We start from the raw sequence: 18,081 nt of genomic DNA, 5'->3' as shown, positions 1-18,081 counted from the left end.
TGTTTGTATGGAGGATTTTCGTGACAAAACTTGAGCAAGATTTATTAACCATGCTTACGCCTGCAGTAGAAATGTTAGGCTTTGAATTACATGGTCTTGAGTTTGTACAAGCAGGCCGCCATTCTACCTTAAGGGTTTACATTGACCATGAGGATGGAATAACTGTTGATAATTGTGCGGATGCAAGTCGCCAAATTAGCGCGATTTTAGACGTCGAAGACCCAATTACAAACGAATATGATTTGGAAGTGTCGTCTCCTGGTGTTGATCGTCCATTATTCAAACAAGATCACTACGAGAAGGCGCAAGGAGAGGAAGTACGAGTTCGTACAAAGCTTCCACAAGACGGTCGTCGCAATTTTAAAGGCGACTTAATAGCAGTTAGCAGTGATATGATCACACTTAAAAGCGATGGCGAAGAGCACTTAATCATGCTTAGCAATATCGAACGTGCGAACATCATCGCAAAGTTTTAATTTGAGTGCGAAGGAATAGGGCAAGCGAGGCATTACCCATGGCAAAAGAGATATTATTGGTTGCTGAAGCCGTTTCCAATGAGAAAGCGGTTCCAAAAGAGAAAATTTTTGAAGCGTTAGAGTTCGCTCTAGCAACAGCAACAAAGAAAAAACACGACGGCGAAATTGAAGTACGTGTATCAATCGACCGTAAGACCGGCGATTACGACACGTTCCGTCGTTGGCAAATTGCAGAAGTTCAAGAAGATGGTTCACTAGAGAATCCTTACAGCGAAATCACTTTAGAAGCGGCACAGGTTGAAGAGCCAGGCTTACAACTGGGTGAATATGTTGAAGAACAGATTGAATCTATTAAATTTGACCGCATAACAACTCAAATGGCAAAGCAAGTTATCGTACAAAAAGTACGTGAAGCTGAGCGCGCTTTAGTTGTAGAAGCGTATAAAGATCAAGAAGGTGAGCTTGTAACAGGTGTAGTTAAAAAAGCAACACGTGATGCAATTGTTCTTGATTTAGGTAACAACGCAGAAGCGGTTATTTACCGTGATGATATGTTGCCACGTGAAAACTTCCGCCCGGGTGATCGTATCCGTGGTCTTTTATATGAAGTTAAGCCTGAAGCACGCGGTGCACAATTATTTGTAACACGCTCAAAGCCAGAAATGCTGATGGAATTGTTCCGCATTGAGGTGCCAGAAATTGGCGAAGAAATGATTGAGTTACGTGGTGCTGCCCGTGATCCAGGTTCACGCGCTAAAATTGCAGTTAAGTCTAACGATAAGCGTATTGACCCTGTTGGCGCATGTGTAGGTATGCGTGGAGCGCGTGTACAAGCTGTTTCGTCAGAACTTGGCGGTGAGCGAGTGGATATCGTACTTTATGACGATAACCCTGCACAGTTTGTTATCAATGCAATGGCGCCAGCTGACGTCGCTTCAATTGTAATGGATGAAGACACGCACTCAATGGATATCGCAGTAGAAGCTGATAACCTAGCGCAAGCAATTGGTCGTAATGGTCAAAACGTACGTTTAGCAAGCCAACTAACTGGTTGGGAGTTAAATGTAATGACAGTTGACGAAATGCGCGCCAAAAATGAGGCTGAATCAGACAAGCTAATCAACTTATTTACTGAAAACTTAGATATTGATGATGAGTTTGCGACACTACTTATCAACGAAGGTTTCTCAACGCTAGAAGAAGTAGCCTATGTACCGGCTTCTGAGTTTTTAGAGATTGATGGTTTAGATGAAGAAACAGTGGATGTGTTACGTTCACGTGCAAAAGACGCGCTAACAACTAAAGCACTTAAAACGGAAGAAAGTTTAGAAGGCGTAGAGCCTGCTGAAGACTTGCTTGCGCTTGAAGGCTTAGAGCGTCATTTGGCATTTGTTATGGCAAGTAAAGGTGTAGTAACACTTGAAGACTTAGCTGAGCAAGGTATTGATGAACTGGTTGATATTACAGAGCTTACACCTGAAAAAGCAGGTGAGTTAATTATGGCTGCACGTAATATTTGTTGGTTTGCAGACGAGTAATTTATTAACGGAGGTATGACACACTATGGCAGAAGTAAATGTTGAAAAACTAGCCGGCGATATAGGTACAACTGTTGATAAATTGCTGACGCAGTTTTCACAAGCGGGTATCACTAAAAAAGCGGGTGACAATGTAACGGAAGCAGAAAAAGCGCAGTTGCTTGATCACTTAAGTAAATCACATGGTGGTACTGGTTCAGAAGGGCCGGCGCGCATGACCTTACAGCGTAAGAGTAAAAGCACATTGAGTGTTACAGGCTCTACAGGTAAGGCAAAGGCTGTTCAAGTTGAAGTACGTAAATCACGTACTTATGTGAAAAAAAGCGCAATTGAGCAAGAGCAAGAGCAGCAGCGCCTAGCCGCTGAAGAAAAAGCCCGTATCGAAGAGCAGCAAAAAGCTGCACAAGAAGCCGCTGAATTAAAAGCGAAACAAGAGGCAGAGCGTAAAGCGAAAGAAGAAGCGGAACGTAAAGCCAAAGAAGAAGCTAAACGTAAAGCAGAAGCTGAGCGTAAAGCTAAACAACAGCAGATGACCCCAGAGCAAAGTGCTAAGTCTGAGAAAGATCGCATCGAAGCTGAGCGTCTGCAGAAAGAAGCAGAAGAGGCCGCATTGAAGAAAGCTGAAGAAGAAGCGAAACGTCAAGCAGAAGAGGCAAGAAAGCTAGCTGAAGAGAATGAAGCTCGCTGGAAAAAGGAAGAAGAAGAACGTAAGAAACGCGAAGAAACCGCGGATCACCACCTTACGACTTCTACATATGCACGTGAGGCAGAAGATGTTGCCGATGCACGTGATGAGCAGGGCGCACGCCGTGCAAAGAAAAAGAAAAAAGCCCCAGCAAAAGATAAATTTGCAGGTGGTAAAGGCCGTAAAGGCAAGCTAAAAGCACCTACATCATTGCAGCATGGCTTCCAAAAGCCAACGGCTGATGTTAAAAACGAAGTGCGTATTAGCGAAACAATTACAGTTGCAGAGCTTGCTTCACGCATGGCTGTTAAAGGCGCTGAAGTTGTTAAAACAATGATGAAAATGGGCGACATGGTTACCATTAACCAAGTGATTGACCAAGAAACAGCACAGCTTGTTGCTGAAGAAATGGGTCACAAAGTTATCATCGTTAAAGAAAACGAATTAGAGCAAACAGTACTAAATGATCGTCACGAAGACGGTAAGTCTGAGCCGCGTGCGCCAGTAGTTACTGTAATGGGTCACGTTGACCATGGTAAAACATCAACGCTTGATTACATCCGTTCAGCTAAAGTGGCATCAGGTGAAGCGGGTGGTATTACCCAACACATTGGTGCATACCACGTTGAAACAAATGGCAACATGATCACGTTCTTAGATACACCAGGACACGCGGCATTTACATCAATGCGTGCACGTGGTGCTAAAGCGACAGATATCGTAATCCTAGTAGTTGCAGCAGATGATGGCGTAATGCCTCAAACTAAAGAAGCGGTACAGCATGCTCGCGCAGCTGGCGTTCCTTTAATCATTGCTGTGAACAAAATGGATAAAGAAGGTGCTGATCCAGATCGCGTTAAAAATGAGCTAGCTCAGCTAGACGTTATCCCAGAAGATTGGGGCGGCGATACACAGTACGTGCATATCTCAGCTAAAACTGGTTTAGGTATCGATGACCTACTAGAAGCAGTACTGATGCAATCTGAGCTATTAGAACTAAGTGCGCCTTCTGAAGGTATGGCAGCAGGTGTTGTTATTGAATCGCGTCTTGATAAAGGCCGTGGTCCAGTTGCTTCTATCTTAGTTCAATCAGGTACCCTTAACCAAGGCGATATCGTACTGTGTGGTCTTGAATACGGCCGTGTTCGTGCAATGAAAGACGAAAACGGTAAAGATATTAAATCGGCTGGCCCTTCTATTCCAGTTGAGATTTTAGGTCTATCAGGTATTCCTGCTGCAGGTGATGAAGCGACCGTTGTAAAAGATGAGCGTAAAGCGCGTGAAGTTGCTTTATACCGTCAAGGTAAATTCCGTGACGTTAAACTAGCTCGTCAGCAAAAAGCGAAACTTGAAAACATGTTCTCTAACATGGCTGAAGGCGATGTGTCTGAAGTTAACATTGTACTTAAAGCCGATGTTCAAGGTTCAATTGAAGCTATTTCAGACTCACTAACTAAGCTTTCTACTGATGAAGTTAAAGTGAAGATTGTTGGTTCGGGTGTAGGTGGTATCACCGAAACAGACGCAACACTCGCTGCGGCATCAAATGCAATCGTTGTTGGCTTTAACGTGCGTGCTGATGCATCTGCGCGTAAAGTCATTGACACTGAAAACTTAGACCTTCGTTACTACAGCGTAATCTACAGCCTAATTGAGGAAGTTAAGCAAGCCATGTCTGGTATGCTTGCGCCTGAGTTTAAACAAGAGATTATTGGTCTTGCTGAAGTGCGTGACGTATTTAAGTCTCCAAAAATTGGCGCAATTGCTGGTTGTATGGTTACCGAAGGTACAATTAAGCGCAGTGCACCAATTCGTGTACTACGTGACAACGTGGTTATTTACGAAGGTGAACTTGAGTCACTACGTCGCTTTAAAGATGACGTTCAAGAAGTACGTAACGGCATGGAATGTGGTATCGGTGTTAAGAACTACAATGACGTGCGCGTTGGTGACCAAATCGAAGTATTTGAGACAGTTGAAGTACAACGTACACTTTAATTGCTCGTAAGCTAAGATTGTAAATGGGGGCTTTGCCCCCATTTCTGTATCCATTATTTAATTAACTTATTATTTTAATTCAGTAAGTTATGATTTTAGGAAAACAATCATGAGAGAATTTTCTCGCACTGATCGTGTTGCTCAGCAAATTCAAAAAGAAGTTGCTGTTATTTTACAACGCGAAATTAAAGATCCGCGCTTAGGCATGGTGACAGTGTCTGCGGTAGAAGTATCGCGCGATTTATCTTACGCAAAAGTTTTTATTACGGTGTTTAATACCGAAGATGAGAACAAAGCAAAAGAAAGCGCAAAAATACTTAATGAAGCAACGGGCTATATTCGTTCGTTACTGGGTAAGCGTATTCGTGCGCGTATAATGCCTGAGCTTAAGTTTGTAGTAGATAACTCACTCATGGAAGGGATGCGTATCTCTAACTTAGTGGACTCGGTTATACGCGAAGATAACGCTAAACATGTTGATGATGAAACTGATAGCGAAGAAGGCACTAAAGACTAATGGCTAGACGCAGTAAAGGCCGTCCGATTGATGGTATTTTGTTGTTAAACAAACCGCAAGGCATTTCGTCGAACAAAGCCCTACAGCAAGCTAAAGGTATTTATTTTGCTCAAAAAGCAGGTCATACCGGTGCGCTAGATCCACTGGCCACTGGCATGCTGCCTATTTGCTTTGGTGAAGCGACTAAATTTACCCAGTTCTTGCTCGATACAGATAAAACCTATGTGGTAAGAGCAAAACTAGGGGAGCGAACAACTACCTCTGATTCAGATGGCGAAGTGGTGGAAACCCGCGATGTAAACGTCACCACGGAACAGTTAGCTGCAGAAATTGAAAAGTTTTTAGGCGAGTCAGATCAGTATCCATCAATGTACTCGGCACTTAAATATGAAGGTAAACCTTTATATAAATATGCCCGTGAAGGCATTGAAGTACCGCGAAAATGTCGAAAAATAAACGTGTTTAGTTTGTCGCTTGATGAGTTTGACGAGGTAAATAACGAAGTGCAAATGACTGCGCATGTATCTAAGGGTACATACATCCGTACCATTGTAGATGATTTAGGTGAAAACCTAGGCTGTGGCGCACATGTTATTATGTTGCATCGCTCGGCGGTCGGCCATTATCCTAAAGACAAAATGGTCTCGCTTGAGCACCTTGAAACTCTATTAGCGAAGGCTAAAGAAGAGGAGGTTGCCCCTTCTACATACCTTGATGAACTGCTATTGCCTATGGATAGCGCCTTGGTTGATTTACCTGTGGTTGAAATAAGTAAAGAGCAAGGCGTTGCGTTTAGCCACGGCCAAGCTGTTGTTTTAGGTGTCGATTTACCAGAGGGTGCTATAAAAGTGCTTGCAGACGGGATATTTATTGGCACCGGTGAGCGTAACCCTGACGGGCACTTAAAATCAAAGCGTGGCTTGTCTAATCAGCAGCCTGAGTAAACTTTCACTTGTAGTTATCCTCATAGTTGGTAGAATATGCCCGCTCAATCGTTTTGGCTGAATTAGTGATCGGCTAAAACACCTATTTAATTTAACTTTTGGAGTTATTATGTCACTAAGCAATCAAGAAAAAATCGATATCATTGCTAAATTTGCACGTGCTGAAGGCGACACTGGTTCACCTGAAGTACAAGTAGCTTTACTTACTTTTGATATCAACAAGCTTCAAGGTCACTTTGCTGACCACAAGCATGACTTCCACTCACGTCGTGGTCTGCTTCGTAAAGTAAGTACTCGCCGTAAACTGCTTGATTACCTTAAAGGTAAAGACATCTCGCGTTATACTGCGTTAATCCAAGAGCTTGGCCTACGTCGCTAAGAACTTGATTACGAAAAAAGGAGCTTTATAGCTCCTTTTTTTGTGCCCCAAATTTAATTTGCTTATTCTTGGTTAAATTAAACACCTTTATATACAAACACAAAACAAAAAATGACAAAGGCAATGCGATTGTGTTTTATCTTTTGGTAGGCTCGCAATTTTACGTTGCTTTGGTATATACTATGCGCGTAGATAAATAGGTTATCTGCAGTCATTAAAAATTTTGCCAATTGTAGTACTTAATTGATTTCCAAATGAATACAATTATGTACTGTAATTGGCCCTTTTAATGACACTTACTTAATGAAATACAAAAACATTTAAGGAATATTTTAAGTGCAAGCAATTATTAAAGAATTTCAACTAGGTCAACACACAGTTACCCTAGAAACAGGTGCAATCGCACGTCAGGCAGACGGCGCGGTATTAGCAAGCATCGGCGACACGTCAGTATTAGTAACTGTTGTTGGTAAGCGCGAAGCTCAACCTGGCCAAGATTTTTTCCCACTAACAGTTAACTACCAAGAGCGTATGTACGCTGCAGGTCGTATTCCTGGCGGTTTCTTAAAGCGCGAAGGTCGCCCTAACGATGGTGAAACACTAATTGCACGTCTTATTGACCGCCCGATTCGTCCACTTTTCCCTAATGGCTTCGTAAACGAAGTACAAGTTATTGCAACAGTTGTGTCTGTTAACCCTGAAATCCAACCTGATATGGTTGCAATGATTGGTACTTCAGCTGCACTTGCTATCTCAGGTATCCCATTCAATGGTCCAATCGGTGCATCTCGTGTTGGTTACATCAACGGTGAGTACGTACTTAACCCGACGCTAAAAGAGCTAGAAGAGAGCCAACTTGATTTAGTTGTTGCAGGTACTGATAACGCAGTACTAATGGTTGAATCAGAAGCTGATGTACTAGCAGAAGACGTAATGCTTGGTGCGGTTGTATACGGCCACGAGCAATCACAAGCTATTATTAATGCAATTAACGAGTTTAAAGCAGAAGCCGGCAAGCCTACATGGGATTGGACTGCACCTGAGAAAAACGTATCGCTTGAAGAAAAAGTAGCTGAACTTGCTGCTGATAAAGTAGGCGAAGCGTACCGTATTACTGATAAAGTAGCGCGTAAAGAAGCATTAACTGCAGCCAAAGACGCTGTAATTGAAACACTTACAAGTGAACTTGCTGAAGATGAAACACTTGATAAGCAAGAAGTTGGTAAAGTATTTGGTTCTTTAGAGAAGAAAATTGTACGTGGTCGTATTACGGCAGGTGAAAAACGTATTGATGGTCGTGAACCAGATATGATCCGTGCACTAGATGTTATGACGGGCGTATTACCTCGTACTCATGGTTCTGCAATCTTTACTCGTGGAGAAACACAAGCACTTGTTACAGCAACACTTGGTACAGAACGTGATTCACAGTTAATCGATGATTTGACGGGTACTCACAAAAACCACTTTATGCTTAACTACAATTTCCCTCCATTCTGTGTAGGTGAAACGGGTTTTGTAGGTTCTCCTAAGCGTCGTGAAATTGGTCACGGTAACCTTGCTAAGCGTGGTATTCAAGCTGTAATGCCTACACTGACTGAGTTCCCATACTCTATCCGTGTTGTATCTGAAATCACTGAATCTAACGGTTCATCTTCAATGGCATCTGTATGTGGTACATCACTAGCACTTATGAATGCAGGTGTTCCAATCAAAGCGTCTGTTGCGGGTATCGCGATGGGTCTAGTTAAAGAAGATGAGAAATTTGTTGTTCTTTCAGATATCTTAGGTGACGAAGATCACTTAGGTGACATGGACTTTAAAGTAGCAGGTACTACTACCGGTATTACTGCACTACAAATGGATATCAAGATTGAAGGTATCACAAAAGAAATCATGCAAATTGCGCTTAAACAAGCAAAAGCAGCACGTTTACACATTTTAGGTGTGATGGACGAAGCGATTTCTGCACCTTCTGAAGAATTATCAATGTTTGCTCCTCGTATCTACACTATGCAAATCCCTGCTAAGAAGATTGCTGAAGTTATTGGTAAAGGCGGTGCTACTATCCGTCAACTTACTGAAGAGACAGGCACAACAATTGAAATTGAAGACGACGGTACAATTAAGATTGCTGCAACAGACGGTCAAAGCGCACAAGATGCGATTACTCGTATTGAGCAATTAACGGCTGAACTAGAAGTAGGTACTATCTACACTGGTAAAGTTGTACGTATTGTTGACTTTGGTGCGTTTGTAAACATTCTTCCTGGTAAAGATGGCCTAGTGCATATTTCTCAAATCAGCACTGAGCGTGTTAACAACGTAACTGACCACTTAAGTGAAGGTCAAGAAGTTAAAGTTAAAGTACTAGAAGTAGACCGCCAAGGCCGTGTACGTCTAAGCATTAAAGAAGCAATGGAATCAGCAGCACCTGCAGCTGATGAGTCAAAAGACGCATAATTGCTAAACTTTAACCCGTTAATATACACGGGATAATAAAAAAGGGGCTGTTTAGCCCCTTTTTTTATGCTTTAATGAAACCTTATTAGACAAGGTCTGTCTTATTTTTATTGCGATATATCTTGGTATTAAGGATTTTAATGATACTCAAACATTTAGCTTTGGCATCTTTTGCTATTTTGTCTTTAAGCGCTTGCCAAACCACGACTGAATCAAAACCTACGCCGATTGTTAATGTGCCATTTACTGCGCCTTTAGCGTCTGATTTTAGAAGCGAAATTGCAATCGCACGCTATTCTGAACTATTAAATAGGGCCGATTTAAGTACCGAGCAGCAAGCTAAACTTTATTACGACCGCGGGGTATTATTTGACAGCTTAGGCATGACCACGTTATCGCGCATCGATTTTAATCGCGCAATTAAATTAAAGCCTGACTTAGCCGAAGTGTACAACTTTCTAGGTATTCAACATACTCTTATGCAGCAGTACGATAAAGCGTATGAGTTTTTTGACTCAGCCCTTGAGCTTAATGAAGAGCATGAATACGCTTATTTAAACCGAGGGATTGCACTGTATTATGGTGAAAGATCGAACTTGGCGCAAAGCGATTTTGATGAGTTTTTAGCGCGTTCTCCAAACGATCCTTACCGTGTATTATGGCTTTATCTTGCCCAATCGCAAGAAGACAAGGCCCAAGCGTTAAAATCACTCAAAACCAATGCTGCGGCACTTGATGAATCACAATGGGCCTATCAATTAATTTCGCTTTACACTGGCGAAATGAGTGAGCATACGTTTTTATCGGGTATTAGCGAAGGGGTTAAATCTGAGCAAGAATACGCACAGCGCCTGTGCGAGGCGTATTTTTATTTAGCAAAAATGCACCAAGCGGCAGGGCAGCAATTTTTAGCTGCGGATTATTTTAGATTAGCGTTAGCCACGAACGTGCATGAGTTTATTGAATATAAATATGCCCGTTTGGAGCTTGAGCTGATGGCTGGTGCTGACGCTAGCTAAGTATATCAAATTAGCAGCGCTGTTGCTCGGGTGTTTGATTTTATCAGGCTCTGGCAATCAGCGTGGCACCATTGATTTTTGGCACGTATTAAATTCAAAGGCCAATGTGTCACAAAGCTACTGGCATTTCTCTTCTTATTTCACCGCTCACCTTGAGCAGCTTCCTGATAGTATGTTAGTTAAATTAGCACGGCTCTCAATTCCGTTAGCGCAATATATATACTCACTTAGGCTGTTAGAAGGTGATCACCTTAATACAGCTAAAATATATTGGGGCAGTGCCGTTAGTGAATTACCTAATGAACATCGAGAAGTGCTCGCTCAACATCTACTAGCTCGCTCGCGCTGGAGTGACTTAGCGTTTCTTAACGATAACAATTTTTTACCTGAAGGGGCGACTAAAGAGTATCTCAAATTAGAGCTGGGCGTTAACCATAACAAAGTATCTAGCGCATTTGTGAGTGAACTTGGCTTTGCCTCTTTAGGTGACGACATTAAGCCTAAACCCCACTGCTTATTCAACGTGCTTACTATGAGCAACCATCGCTCGGGATTAAATAAATTAGATGAGCTGATTGCCATTTATAACCAAACGCCAGAGCCGCACAAAAATGTTTTTTGCTTTTCCAAACCTGTGTATGTAGCAGGCGCTGTGCAATGTGGGCTTAATGAAAACCAAGCCGCTCGATGTGAAATGCAAACCATTGCGCATACAAATTTAAGCTTTGACGATTTTGACTTTAAAATAATGATGCCAAGGCACGGTACTGCTAATGTTACTAACGATACAATGCATATTAATTCAACCGCCACCTACCCAGTGTTTTTGCACGAATTAATGCACTTTAATGGGTTTGAGGATGAATATGTTCTGCCACAGGCGAAACAGGCTTGGTTATGCACTCAACGTGGTTATGTTGCACCCAATTTGTATATTTCTGATGACGGACACAGACCAAAAGGCTGGCATAAGGCAAAAAGTTGCCAAAAAGGAGGGGTGGCTTATAAGCCGAGTGAAAATTGGTCTATTATGGAATATCAGCAATTAGGGCTTTCTGACCAATATAGAGCGCTTTGGTTAAATCACTTAGATATAGTTAAAGCAGATTTAAAACGTGCTCCTAGAGGCGCTACGTCGATAAATAAAGGGGTTAAAAGCGAGCAAATAAAATAATTAATTAGCCCTTAAATCATGCATAAAAAACAACCATACAGATCCGCTTTTCGTAGACAAAAACTATGTTTTTCAGTATAACTATCAGTATTAATGTCGTTTAAAAACAGGTAGTAAAAGCATCTTCAAGTCTCCAAAAAAGGGATGCCCTGATAAACTTATGATAATAAAAGGCCCTATATTATGACTTTGCTCTGGATACCCTTGTTATCCTTAATTGGCAGTGTTATTTCTGCATGCACAGGTAAACTAACGCGAAACCAAAGCGCGGGTTTAACAGCCCTTGCTCCTTTGGCTGCGTTGGGAATTACGCTTTACCATGCACCTGCGGTTTTAGCGGGCGAAACAATTCGATATTCATTGTCATGGATCCCCACACTTGGACTCGATCTATCACTGCGTTTAGACGGTCTTAGTTTATTGTTTATGTTCATGATTTTGGGCATAGGCCTACTCGTTATTTTATACACCCGCTATTACTTAAGCGCCAACGATTCGATGCCTAAGCTCTACAGCTACTTAATGCTATTTATGACAGCCATGCTGGGTATTGTTATGTCGAATAACGTTATTCAACTGTGGTTATTCTGGGAGTTGACAAGCATCAGCTCATTTTTACTCATTAGTTTTTGGTGGCATAAATCTGAAGCGCGCAAAGGTGCGCGTATGGCGCTGGCTGTTACTGGGGCTGGCGGGTTAGCGTTACTTGCTGGGTTGGTTTTGCTCGGTGATATTGTTGGCAGCTATAACCTTGATACTATTTTAGCGAGTAGGGCTATTATCCAGTCTCACGACTTATATGAAGTTGCGTTAGTGCTAGTTTTATTAGGCGCATTTACAAAATCGGCACAATTTCCATTTCATTTTTGGTTACCTCATGCAATGGCTGCTCCAACACCTGTTAGTGCTTATTTACACTCAGCCACCATGGTTAAAGCGGGTATCTTTTTGCTCGCGCGCTTTTACCCTGCGTTATCGGGCACAGATACGTGGTTTATTTTAGTCGGGTTAACGGGCTTAACAACGTTACTGATCGGTGCCTATATCGCACTATTTAAGCATGATTTAAAAGGCTTGCTGGCCTATTCTACAATCAGCCATTTAGGCTTAATTACCTTACTGTTAGGGCTAGATACAGAGCTTGCGACTGTGGCTGCCATATTCCACATTATTAACCATGCTACATTTAAAGCGTCTTTATTTATGGCGACGGGTATTCTAGATCACGAAACAGGTACGCGTGATATGCGTAAGCTCAATGGTATGTGGCGATTTTTACCGTACACTGCAACCCTGGCTATGGTCGCGGCAGCTTCAATGGCAGGTGTACCTTTGCTTAATGGCTTTTTATCAAAAGAAATGTTTTTTGCCGAGACCTTACATCAACAGGTGCTTGGCTCGATGTCTTGGCTAATTCCTGTGCTGGCAACAATAGCGGGTGCCTTTTCTGTGGCTTATTCAGCACGCTTTATACACGATGTATTTTTTAACGGTGACCCGATTGATTTACCAAAAACTCCACATGAGCCGCCGCGCTATATGCGTGTGCCAATAGAAATCTTAGTTGTCATTTGTTTGCTCGTAGGTATTTTTCCGCACTTTATTGTGGGCGGTATTTTGTCAGCGGCCTCATCATCGGTGCTCGGTAAGGCTATGCCAGAGTATGTGGTAGCTTTATGGCATGGATTTAATTTACCCTTGCTCATGAGTGCTATGGCGGTAGCTGGCGGATTATTTATCTATATTAACCGCAAATACCTATTTCAATTTCAAGCATCGTTACCGCCTTTGAACGCTAAAAAAACGTTTGAACGCGCGGTGCTATCGGCTGTCTCTTGGTGTCAGTCAAGAATTAATAATATCGAAAACGGCTCATTGCAGCGTTATTTAGTGATTATGCTGGGCGTTGTGCTGCTGTGTGCAGGCTGGCCTTTATTTGAAATGCAAGCATTAGCGGGCACCATGACTAGCACGCCTGTTGATGTTCATAACGCAATTGGCGCTGGCTTATTGATTATTGGTGCATTAGCCACTGTAATTTGGCATCGTTCTCGCGTGGTTGCGTTACTAATGATTTCAATTGTAGGGCTTATGGTGTCAGTGGCGTTCACACGTTTTTCTGCGCCTGACTTAGCCCTTACGCAGTTAACAGTAGAAGTGGCTACCGTTATTTTGTTAATGCTCGCGCTCTTTTTCTTACCTCAGCATACGCCCAAAGAGTCTAGCTCGTTACGCGTGCTAAGAGACTTAGGTATAGCCTCAACGCTGGGTATTGTAGTGGCAAGTATTTGTTATGCGCTACTTACTCGCCCACTTGAGTCAATATCAGACTTCTTTATTGCCAATGCTAAAACAGGCGGTGGCGGCACCAATGTTGTTAACGTTATTTTGGTCGATTTTAGGGGCTTTGATACGCTAGGCGAGATAACCGTGTTAGGGATTGCGGCGTTAGGTATATTCAAAGTACTGTCACGTATTCCATTATTTATGCCTGCGAGCGATGGCGAAGGGCGTCCATGGGCCAGAGAGCGTCACCCGATATTACTTGCCAGTATTTCACATAGCCTATTGCCACTAGCTCTATTAGTGTCGGCTTATATTTTCTTGCGTGGTCATAATTTACCAGGTGGTGGCTTTATTGCAGGGTTAGTAACATCTATCGCCTTTATATTACAGTATATGGCGCACGGCTCAGCCTGGATAAGCGAGCGCTTTGTCGTTAATTATCGCAAAATTATTGCGTCAGGCATCGGTATTGCCTTGTTTACAGGTTTAGGTAGCTGGTTCTTTGATAGACCATTTTTAACAACGTGGTTTGATTATTTTGATATTCCATATATCGGCAAAACAGAGCTAGCCAGTGCAATTGTGTTTGATTTAGGCGTTTATTTAACCGTGGTTGGCGCCACGTTAATGATATTAGCAAGCCTTGGCAACATGACAGCAGATACCCAGAAAAAAGAGGTAAATATTTAATGGAGCTATTGTACGCATCTTGCGTTGGTGTATTAGTTAGTTGCGGTGTGTTTTTACTGCTAAGAGCCCGTACGTTTCCGGTAGTGCTTGGGCTTACTATGATTTCCTATGCCGTTAACTTATTTTTGTTTTCTGCAGGTCGTTTAACAATTAATAAAGCCGTTGTACTTGGGACTGGTACTGAATATGCAGACCCTTTGCCTCAAGCCTTGGTGCTTACGGCGATTGTGATTGGCTTTGCAATGACTGCGTTTGTGGTTATTTTAGCAATACGTGGTAGAGCCGATCTAGGGAGCGATCACGTCGATGGCCAAATAACCAGTAGCGCAGCTGATAGCAAGGAGCAAAAATGATTCAGCATTTTACTTCTTTGCCTATTTTGTTACCCATGCTTGCGGCGGTAATATTACTTTTGCCACCGTGCGGTAAAAGTTTACGTATTCGCCGTATTGCTTCATCAATTTTAGCGATTGTTACTTTTGTTATCAGCGCTGTGTTGTTAGTCCACATTTATAACAGTGGTATCAGTGTATATGCCATTGGTAATTGGTCGGCTCCTTTTGGCATTGTGCTTGTAGCCGATATGCTATCTACGTTATTGGTTGCCCTTACATCCTTTTTAGGAATGGGGGTGATTTTATATGGCTGTGCGGGCGATGATGCAAAAGGAAACTTTTTTCACCCTTTAGTTCACTTTTTAATATTAGGTGTTAACGGCGCGTTTTTAACGGGTGATTTGTTTAATGTGTTTGTATTTTTTGAAGTACTATTAATTGCTTCATACTCATTACTTATGCATGCAGGAGATAAGCAAAATACCCGGGCAGCACTTCAGTATGTAATATTAAACTTGGTTGGCTCAAGTGTATTTTTGATTGGTTTAGGCATCTTATATGGTGTACTTGGCACATTAAATATTGCTGATATGACGCAAAAAGTTGCGTTATTAACCGGTGATGACGTTTATTTAGCTAAAGCTGGTGGCTTATTACTATTGGTCGTATTTGCTTTAAAAGCTGCACTCCTTCCTTTGCATTTATGGCTGCCAAATACCTATGCTAGTGCAAAACCTGTGGTTGCTGCTTTGTTTGCAATTATGACCAAGGTCGGCGTATACGCTATGTTGCGTGTATACACAGTTATTTTTGGAGAGCAAGCCGGTGAGCTTGAGCATATGGCGCAATCGTGGTTATGGGGCTTAGCCATTGCTACTATAGTGGTTGGTGCAATTGGCGTAATGGCTGCGCAAGATTTACGTAAATTGACCGCAAATCTCGTTGTTGTTTCTGTTGGCACACTCGTGGCCTTAATCGCACTACAAAATGTAACCGCAACAGCCGCACTATTATATTATTTGGTGCACTCAACATTAGTTAGCGCAGCACTGTTTTTGTTAGCAGATCTTATTGCCACACAAAGAGGTAAAGTAGGGGATAGACTTGTACCAGGGCGTGCTGTGAGCCAGCCATACTTGTTAGGTGCATGTTTTGTGATTGCCGTTTTAACTGTGGTAGGCATGCCTCCGTTATCTGGGTTTGTAGGTAAAGTTTGGATCCTCAAAACAACCTTAAATAGCGAGCAAGCCTTACTCTTTTGGCCTGTGTACTTAATTGCTAGCTTTGTTTTATTAGTAGCACTTTCTCGTGCTGGTACAAGTATGTTTTGGGAAAGAAAAGGCACTAAGACAGAGAGTAGCGATGGCACAAATGCTCATCCGCTACAGGTAGCAATAATTGTAGGGCTTCTTGCATGTTCACCTTTGTTAGTTGTTTTCGGCGGTTCAATAAGCGAATACATGGTCAGTGCTGCTACGCAGTTGCACGACATTAGTGGTGGCATTAACGCAGTCATGAAAGGAGGCAAGTAATGAGATTACAAGCCCGGTATCGTTGGTTGCCAACGCCGTTTCGTAGTTTGTTCTTGTTTTTAATTTGGTTATTATTAAATAATAGTGTATCGCCAGGTCATCTCGTATTAGCTACATTTTTTGCGATATTTATACCGCTATTGAGCTTTTCATTACGCGATCCGCAACCATTAATACTCAAACCTGGTTTGGCACTTAAGCAATTGCTTATTGTCCTTTACGATATAGTGGTAGCTAACTTGCAAGTTGCTTTGTTAATACTCGGCCCAGCTAAAAAACTACGTCCTGCTTTTGTAAAAGTACCGATAGATTTGAAGCATGATATGCCTATTACTATTCTTGCCAGTTGTGTTTCACTCACACCAGGTACAGTAAGCGCCGAGGTATACCCAATACCTGAGTCGCTTAGCGAAGGTGAGGTACCAAAGCAACGTTACCTACTTATACACGTGCTTGATTTAAAAGATGAAGAGGCACTTATCAAACAAATTAAACAACGCTATGAAGCTCCCCTAAAGGAGATTTTTCAATGTTAGATACAGTATTACTTATTGTTTTTTCAATGATCGGCTTATCGTTATTACTTAATTTATGGCGGCTTATTATAGGCCCTTCGGTGCCTGACCGTATCTTGGCACTGGATACTATGTATATAAACGTAATCGCGCTAATTATTTTATACAGCATTAGTATGGGTACAGGTTTGTATTTTGAAGCTGCTTTGCTTATAGCTATGCTTGGATTTATTAGTACTGTTGCTGTGTGCAAATATTTACTACGCGGTGACATAATTGAATAGGACATTAAAATGATAAGCGAATGGGTTGTATCAATATTACTACTTTTTGGTGGACTATTTATTTTAATAGGATCGCTGGGTTTAATAAAATTGCCCGATTTTTACATGCGCTTACATGGCCCAACTAAAGCAACAACACTAGGCATGGCCAGTATATTAATCGCAGCTATGGTGTTCTTTGCAAGCTTGGCGCACACATTAAGCGTAAAAGAGATTTTAATTACCGTGTTTTTGTTAATTACTGCCCCTATTAGTGGGTATATGTTAATAAAGTCAGCAATTCACCATAAACTCAAAGCCAAAGAAGGCACAAAAGGGCTTGATAACGTAGAAGACGATTAGCCCAGAGAACTGATAAAAAGGCCAGATAAGCATGTTTTATTTGGCCTTTTTAGTATGGGTTTACGCATTCACAAACTATTTTATATTAATGCGCATAATTAAGTGCTCTATTTTGAGGGTGGATAAACGTATTGACAGCAAGGCAAAAAATTAGCTATTAAGTTGTTCTCAGCAATTGCTCTACCTTTGCATCCATGCAGTCGTGAATGAGAATTTTTAACGTAAGTAGCGACACGACTAGCCCACCAAAATGAGTAAGTATTATTGCGCATTGGTATTAATCATGTGAGTATGCCTCTTACTTTTAATGTTTAAGGATATAATAATGGTTAAAACACTATTACTTTCGTTACTTTTGCTTTCTGGCAGCGTATTGGCTGACGAGGCAACTAAGCAGCAAAAAATAGATGAGCTAATTACCGTGATGAACATGGATGCTATGGTTGACTCTATGTACGGGCAGGTTGAGGGCATGATGAAAAATATGTCTGCACAAATGGGAGTTAAGCCCTCTGAGCAAGCTATTTTTGATAAATACTATGCAGATATGACTAACGTACTTAAAACCGAAATGAGCTGGAAAAAGATGCAGCCAATGATGGTGAATGTCTATGACAAACATTTTAGCGAGCAAGAAATTGCCGATATGCTGGCGTTTTATAAAACTGAAACAGGGCAAAAAATTCTCAAAAAAATGCCTGTAGTTATGCAAGAGTCTATGCAAATGTCGCAAAGCTTAGTGCAAGATGCAATGCCAAAAATTCAAGATATAGCAGGCAAGCTAAGTGAAGAGCTAAAAGCCTCTCGCCAACAAGAAAATTAGGGCGTGTTGATCTTTGCGGATTGAAATTTGTTCAATCTAGGGGCGATCAAATCGCGGCGCGAGGTTTGTAACCTAGTGGGC

Annotated in this window: 16 protein-coding genes; all 16 read left to right on the top strand. The window is 41.9% G+C overall.

The features are described 5' to 3' along the window. Positions 1-20 precede the first annotated feature (20 nt). The gene (gene rimP, locus AABI99_RS04500) at positions 21-476 is read left to right on the top strand and encodes a ribosome maturation factor RimP (protein ID WP_338363809.1); all 456 of its coding nucleotides are present in this window, start codon (positions 21-23) and stop codon (positions 474-476) included. A 38-nt stretch (positions 477-514) separates the two neighbouring features. Next, complete coding sequence (nusA, locus tag AABI99_RS04495; RefSeq protein WP_338363807.1) at positions 515-2,014, top strand: transcription termination factor NusA; 1,500 nt, start codon at positions 515-517, stop codon at positions 2,012-2,014. A gap of 25 nt (positions 2,015-2,039) precedes the next feature. Next, positions 2,040-4,697 (top strand): translation initiation factor IF-2, encoded by a 2,658-nt coding sequence (infB, locus tag AABI99_RS04490; protein ID WP_338363805.1) that lies wholly within the window; start codon positions 2,040-2,042, stop codon positions 4,695-4,697. A 109-nt stretch (positions 4,698-4,806) separates the two neighbouring features. Then, the gene (gene rbfA, locus AABI99_RS04485; protein ID WP_338363802.1) at positions 4,807-5,214 is read left to right on the top strand and encodes a 30S ribosome-binding factor RbfA; all 408 of its coding nucleotides are present in this window, start codon (positions 4,807-4,809) and stop codon (positions 5,212-5,214) included. After that, a complete protein-coding gene (gene truB / locus AABI99_RS04480) occupies positions 5,214-6,158 on the top strand; it encodes a tRNA pseudouridine(55) synthase TruB (RefSeq protein WP_338363800.1) in 945 nt (314 codons plus the stop codon). Before rbfA ends, truB begins: the two co-directional genes overlap by 1 nt. A gap of 109 nt (positions 6,159-6,267) precedes the next feature. After that, positions 6,268-6,537: a 30S ribosomal protein S15 gene (rpsO, locus tag AABI99_RS04475; RefSeq protein WP_004585888.1), complete on the top strand. Its 270-nt coding sequence runs from the start codon at positions 6,268-6,270 to the stop codon at positions 6,535-6,537. A 336-nt stretch (positions 6,538-6,873) separates the two neighbouring features. Beyond that, entirely contained in the window at positions 6,874-9,000 is a 2,127-nt protein-coding gene (gene pnp, locus AABI99_RS04470) for a polyribonucleotide nucleotidyltransferase (protein ID WP_338363793.1), read from the top strand. 140 nt (positions 9,001-9,140) lie between these two features. Further along, complete coding sequence (gene nlpI, locus AABI99_RS04465; protein ID WP_338363791.1) at positions 9,141-10,019, top strand: lipoprotein NlpI; 879 nt, start codon at positions 9,141-9,143, stop codon at positions 10,017-10,019. Between the two features lie 34 nt (positions 10,020-10,053). Then, positions 10,054-11,193, top strand: coding sequence for a hypothetical protein (locus AABI99_RS04460; protein ID WP_338363789.1), 1,140 nt, complete (start codon positions 10,054-10,056; stop codon positions 11,191-11,193). A 183-nt stretch (positions 11,194-11,376) separates the two neighbouring features. Then, positions 11,377-14,169 carry a monovalent cation/H+ antiporter subunit A gene (locus AABI99_RS04455; protein ID WP_338363787.1) on the top strand — a complete coding sequence of 931 codons (2,793 nt, stop codon included), beginning with the start codon at positions 11,377-11,379 and terminating at the stop codon, positions 14,167-14,169. Continuing rightward, positions 14,169-14,522: a Na+/H+ antiporter subunit C gene (locus AABI99_RS04450; protein WP_338363783.1), complete on the top strand. Its 354-nt coding sequence runs from the start codon at positions 14,169-14,171 to the stop codon at positions 14,520-14,522. The genes AABI99_RS04455 and AABI99_RS04450 overlap by 1 nt, the downstream gene beginning before the upstream one ends. After that, positions 14,519-16,036 (top strand): monovalent cation/H+ antiporter subunit D, encoded by a 1,518-nt coding sequence (locus AABI99_RS04445; RefSeq protein WP_338363781.1) that lies wholly within the window; start codon positions 14,519-14,521, stop codon positions 16,034-16,036. The genes AABI99_RS04450 and AABI99_RS04445 overlap by 4 nt, the downstream gene beginning before the upstream one ends. After that, on the top strand, positions 16,036-16,572 hold the full coding sequence (locus AABI99_RS04440) for a Na+/H+ antiporter subunit E (protein ID WP_338363778.1): 537 nt from the start codon (positions 16,036-16,038) through the stop codon (positions 16,570-16,572). Before AABI99_RS04445 ends, AABI99_RS04440 begins: the two co-directional genes overlap by 1 nt. Continuing rightward, entirely contained in the window at positions 16,566-16,835 is a 270-nt protein-coding gene (locus AABI99_RS04435) for a K+/H+ antiporter subunit F (RefSeq protein ID WP_013464545.1), read from the top strand. Before AABI99_RS04440 ends, AABI99_RS04435 begins: the two co-directional genes overlap by 7 nt. Before the next feature lie 9 nt (positions 16,836-16,844). Then, the gene (locus tag AABI99_RS04430) at positions 16,845-17,177 is read left to right on the top strand and encodes a Na+/H+ antiporter subunit G (protein WP_338363766.1); all 333 of its coding nucleotides are present in this window, start codon (positions 16,845-16,847) and stop codon (positions 17,175-17,177) included. Between the two features lie 325 nt (positions 17,178-17,502). Next, positions 17,503-18,000 (top strand): DUF2059 domain-containing protein, encoded by a 498-nt coding sequence (locus tag AABI99_RS04425; protein ID WP_338363764.1) that lies wholly within the window; start codon positions 17,503-17,505, stop codon positions 17,998-18,000. Positions 18,001-18,081: the final 81 nt, after the last annotated feature.

This window comes from uncultured Pseudoalteromonas sp. (assembly GCF_963922945.1).
Taxonomy (GTDB): Bacteria; Pseudomonadota; Gammaproteobacteria; order Enterobacterales; family Alteromonadaceae; genus Pseudoalteromonas.
Note: the sequence above shows the minus strand (reverse complement) of the source record. Positions and strands in the feature narration are given on the sequence as shown.

What these genes read in the sequence shown, in the direction of transcription:
- AABI99_RS04435 (WP_013464545.1), top strand. Translation starts at nt 16,566, where the DNA reads ATGTTAGATACAGTATTACTTATTGTTTTTTCAATGATCGGCTTATCG.
- nusA (WP_338363807.1), top strand. Translation starts at nt 515, where the DNA reads ATGGCAAAAGAGATATTATTGGTTGCTGAAGCCGTTTCCAATGAGAAA.
- infB (WP_338363805.1), top strand. Translation starts at nt 2,040, where the DNA reads ATGGCAGAAGTAAATGTTGAAAAACTAGCCGGCGATATAGGTACAACT.
- rpsO (WP_004585888.1), top strand. Translation starts at nt 6,268, where the DNA reads ATGTCACTAAGCAATCAAGAAAAAATCGATATCATTGCTAAATTTGCA.
- AABI99_RS04430 (WP_338363766.1), top strand. Translation starts at nt 16,845, where the DNA reads ATGATAAGCGAATGGGTTGTATCAATATTACTACTTTTTGGTGGACTA.
- AABI99_RS04425 (WP_338363764.1), top strand. Translation starts at nt 17,503, where the DNA reads ATGGTTAAAACACTATTACTTTCGTTACTTTTGCTTTCTGGCAGCGTA.
- truB (WP_338363800.1), top strand. Translation starts at nt 5,214, where the DNA reads ATGGCTAGACGCAGTAAAGGCCGTCCGATTGATGGTATTTTGTTGTTA.
- AABI99_RS04440 (WP_338363778.1), top strand. Translation starts at nt 16,036, where the DNA reads ATGAGATTACAAGCCCGGTATCGTTGGTTGCCAACGCCGTTTCGTAGT.
- nlpI (WP_338363791.1), top strand. Translation starts at nt 9,141, where the DNA reads ATGATACTCAAACATTTAGCTTTGGCATCTTTTGCTATTTTGTCTTTA.
- AABI99_RS04445 (WP_338363781.1), top strand. Translation starts at nt 14,519, where the DNA reads ATGATTCAGCATTTTACTTCTTTGCCTATTTTGTTACCCATGCTTGCG.
- AABI99_RS04455 (WP_338363787.1), top strand. Translation starts at nt 11,377, where the DNA reads ATGACTTTGCTCTGGATACCCTTGTTATCCTTAATTGGCAGTGTTATT.
- AABI99_RS04450 (WP_338363783.1), top strand. Translation starts at nt 14,169, where the DNA reads ATGGAGCTATTGTACGCATCTTGCGTTGGTGTATTAGTTAGTTGCGGT.
- rbfA (WP_338363802.1), top strand. Translation starts at nt 4,807, where the DNA reads ATGAGAGAATTTTCTCGCACTGATCGTGTTGCTCAGCAAATTCAAAAA.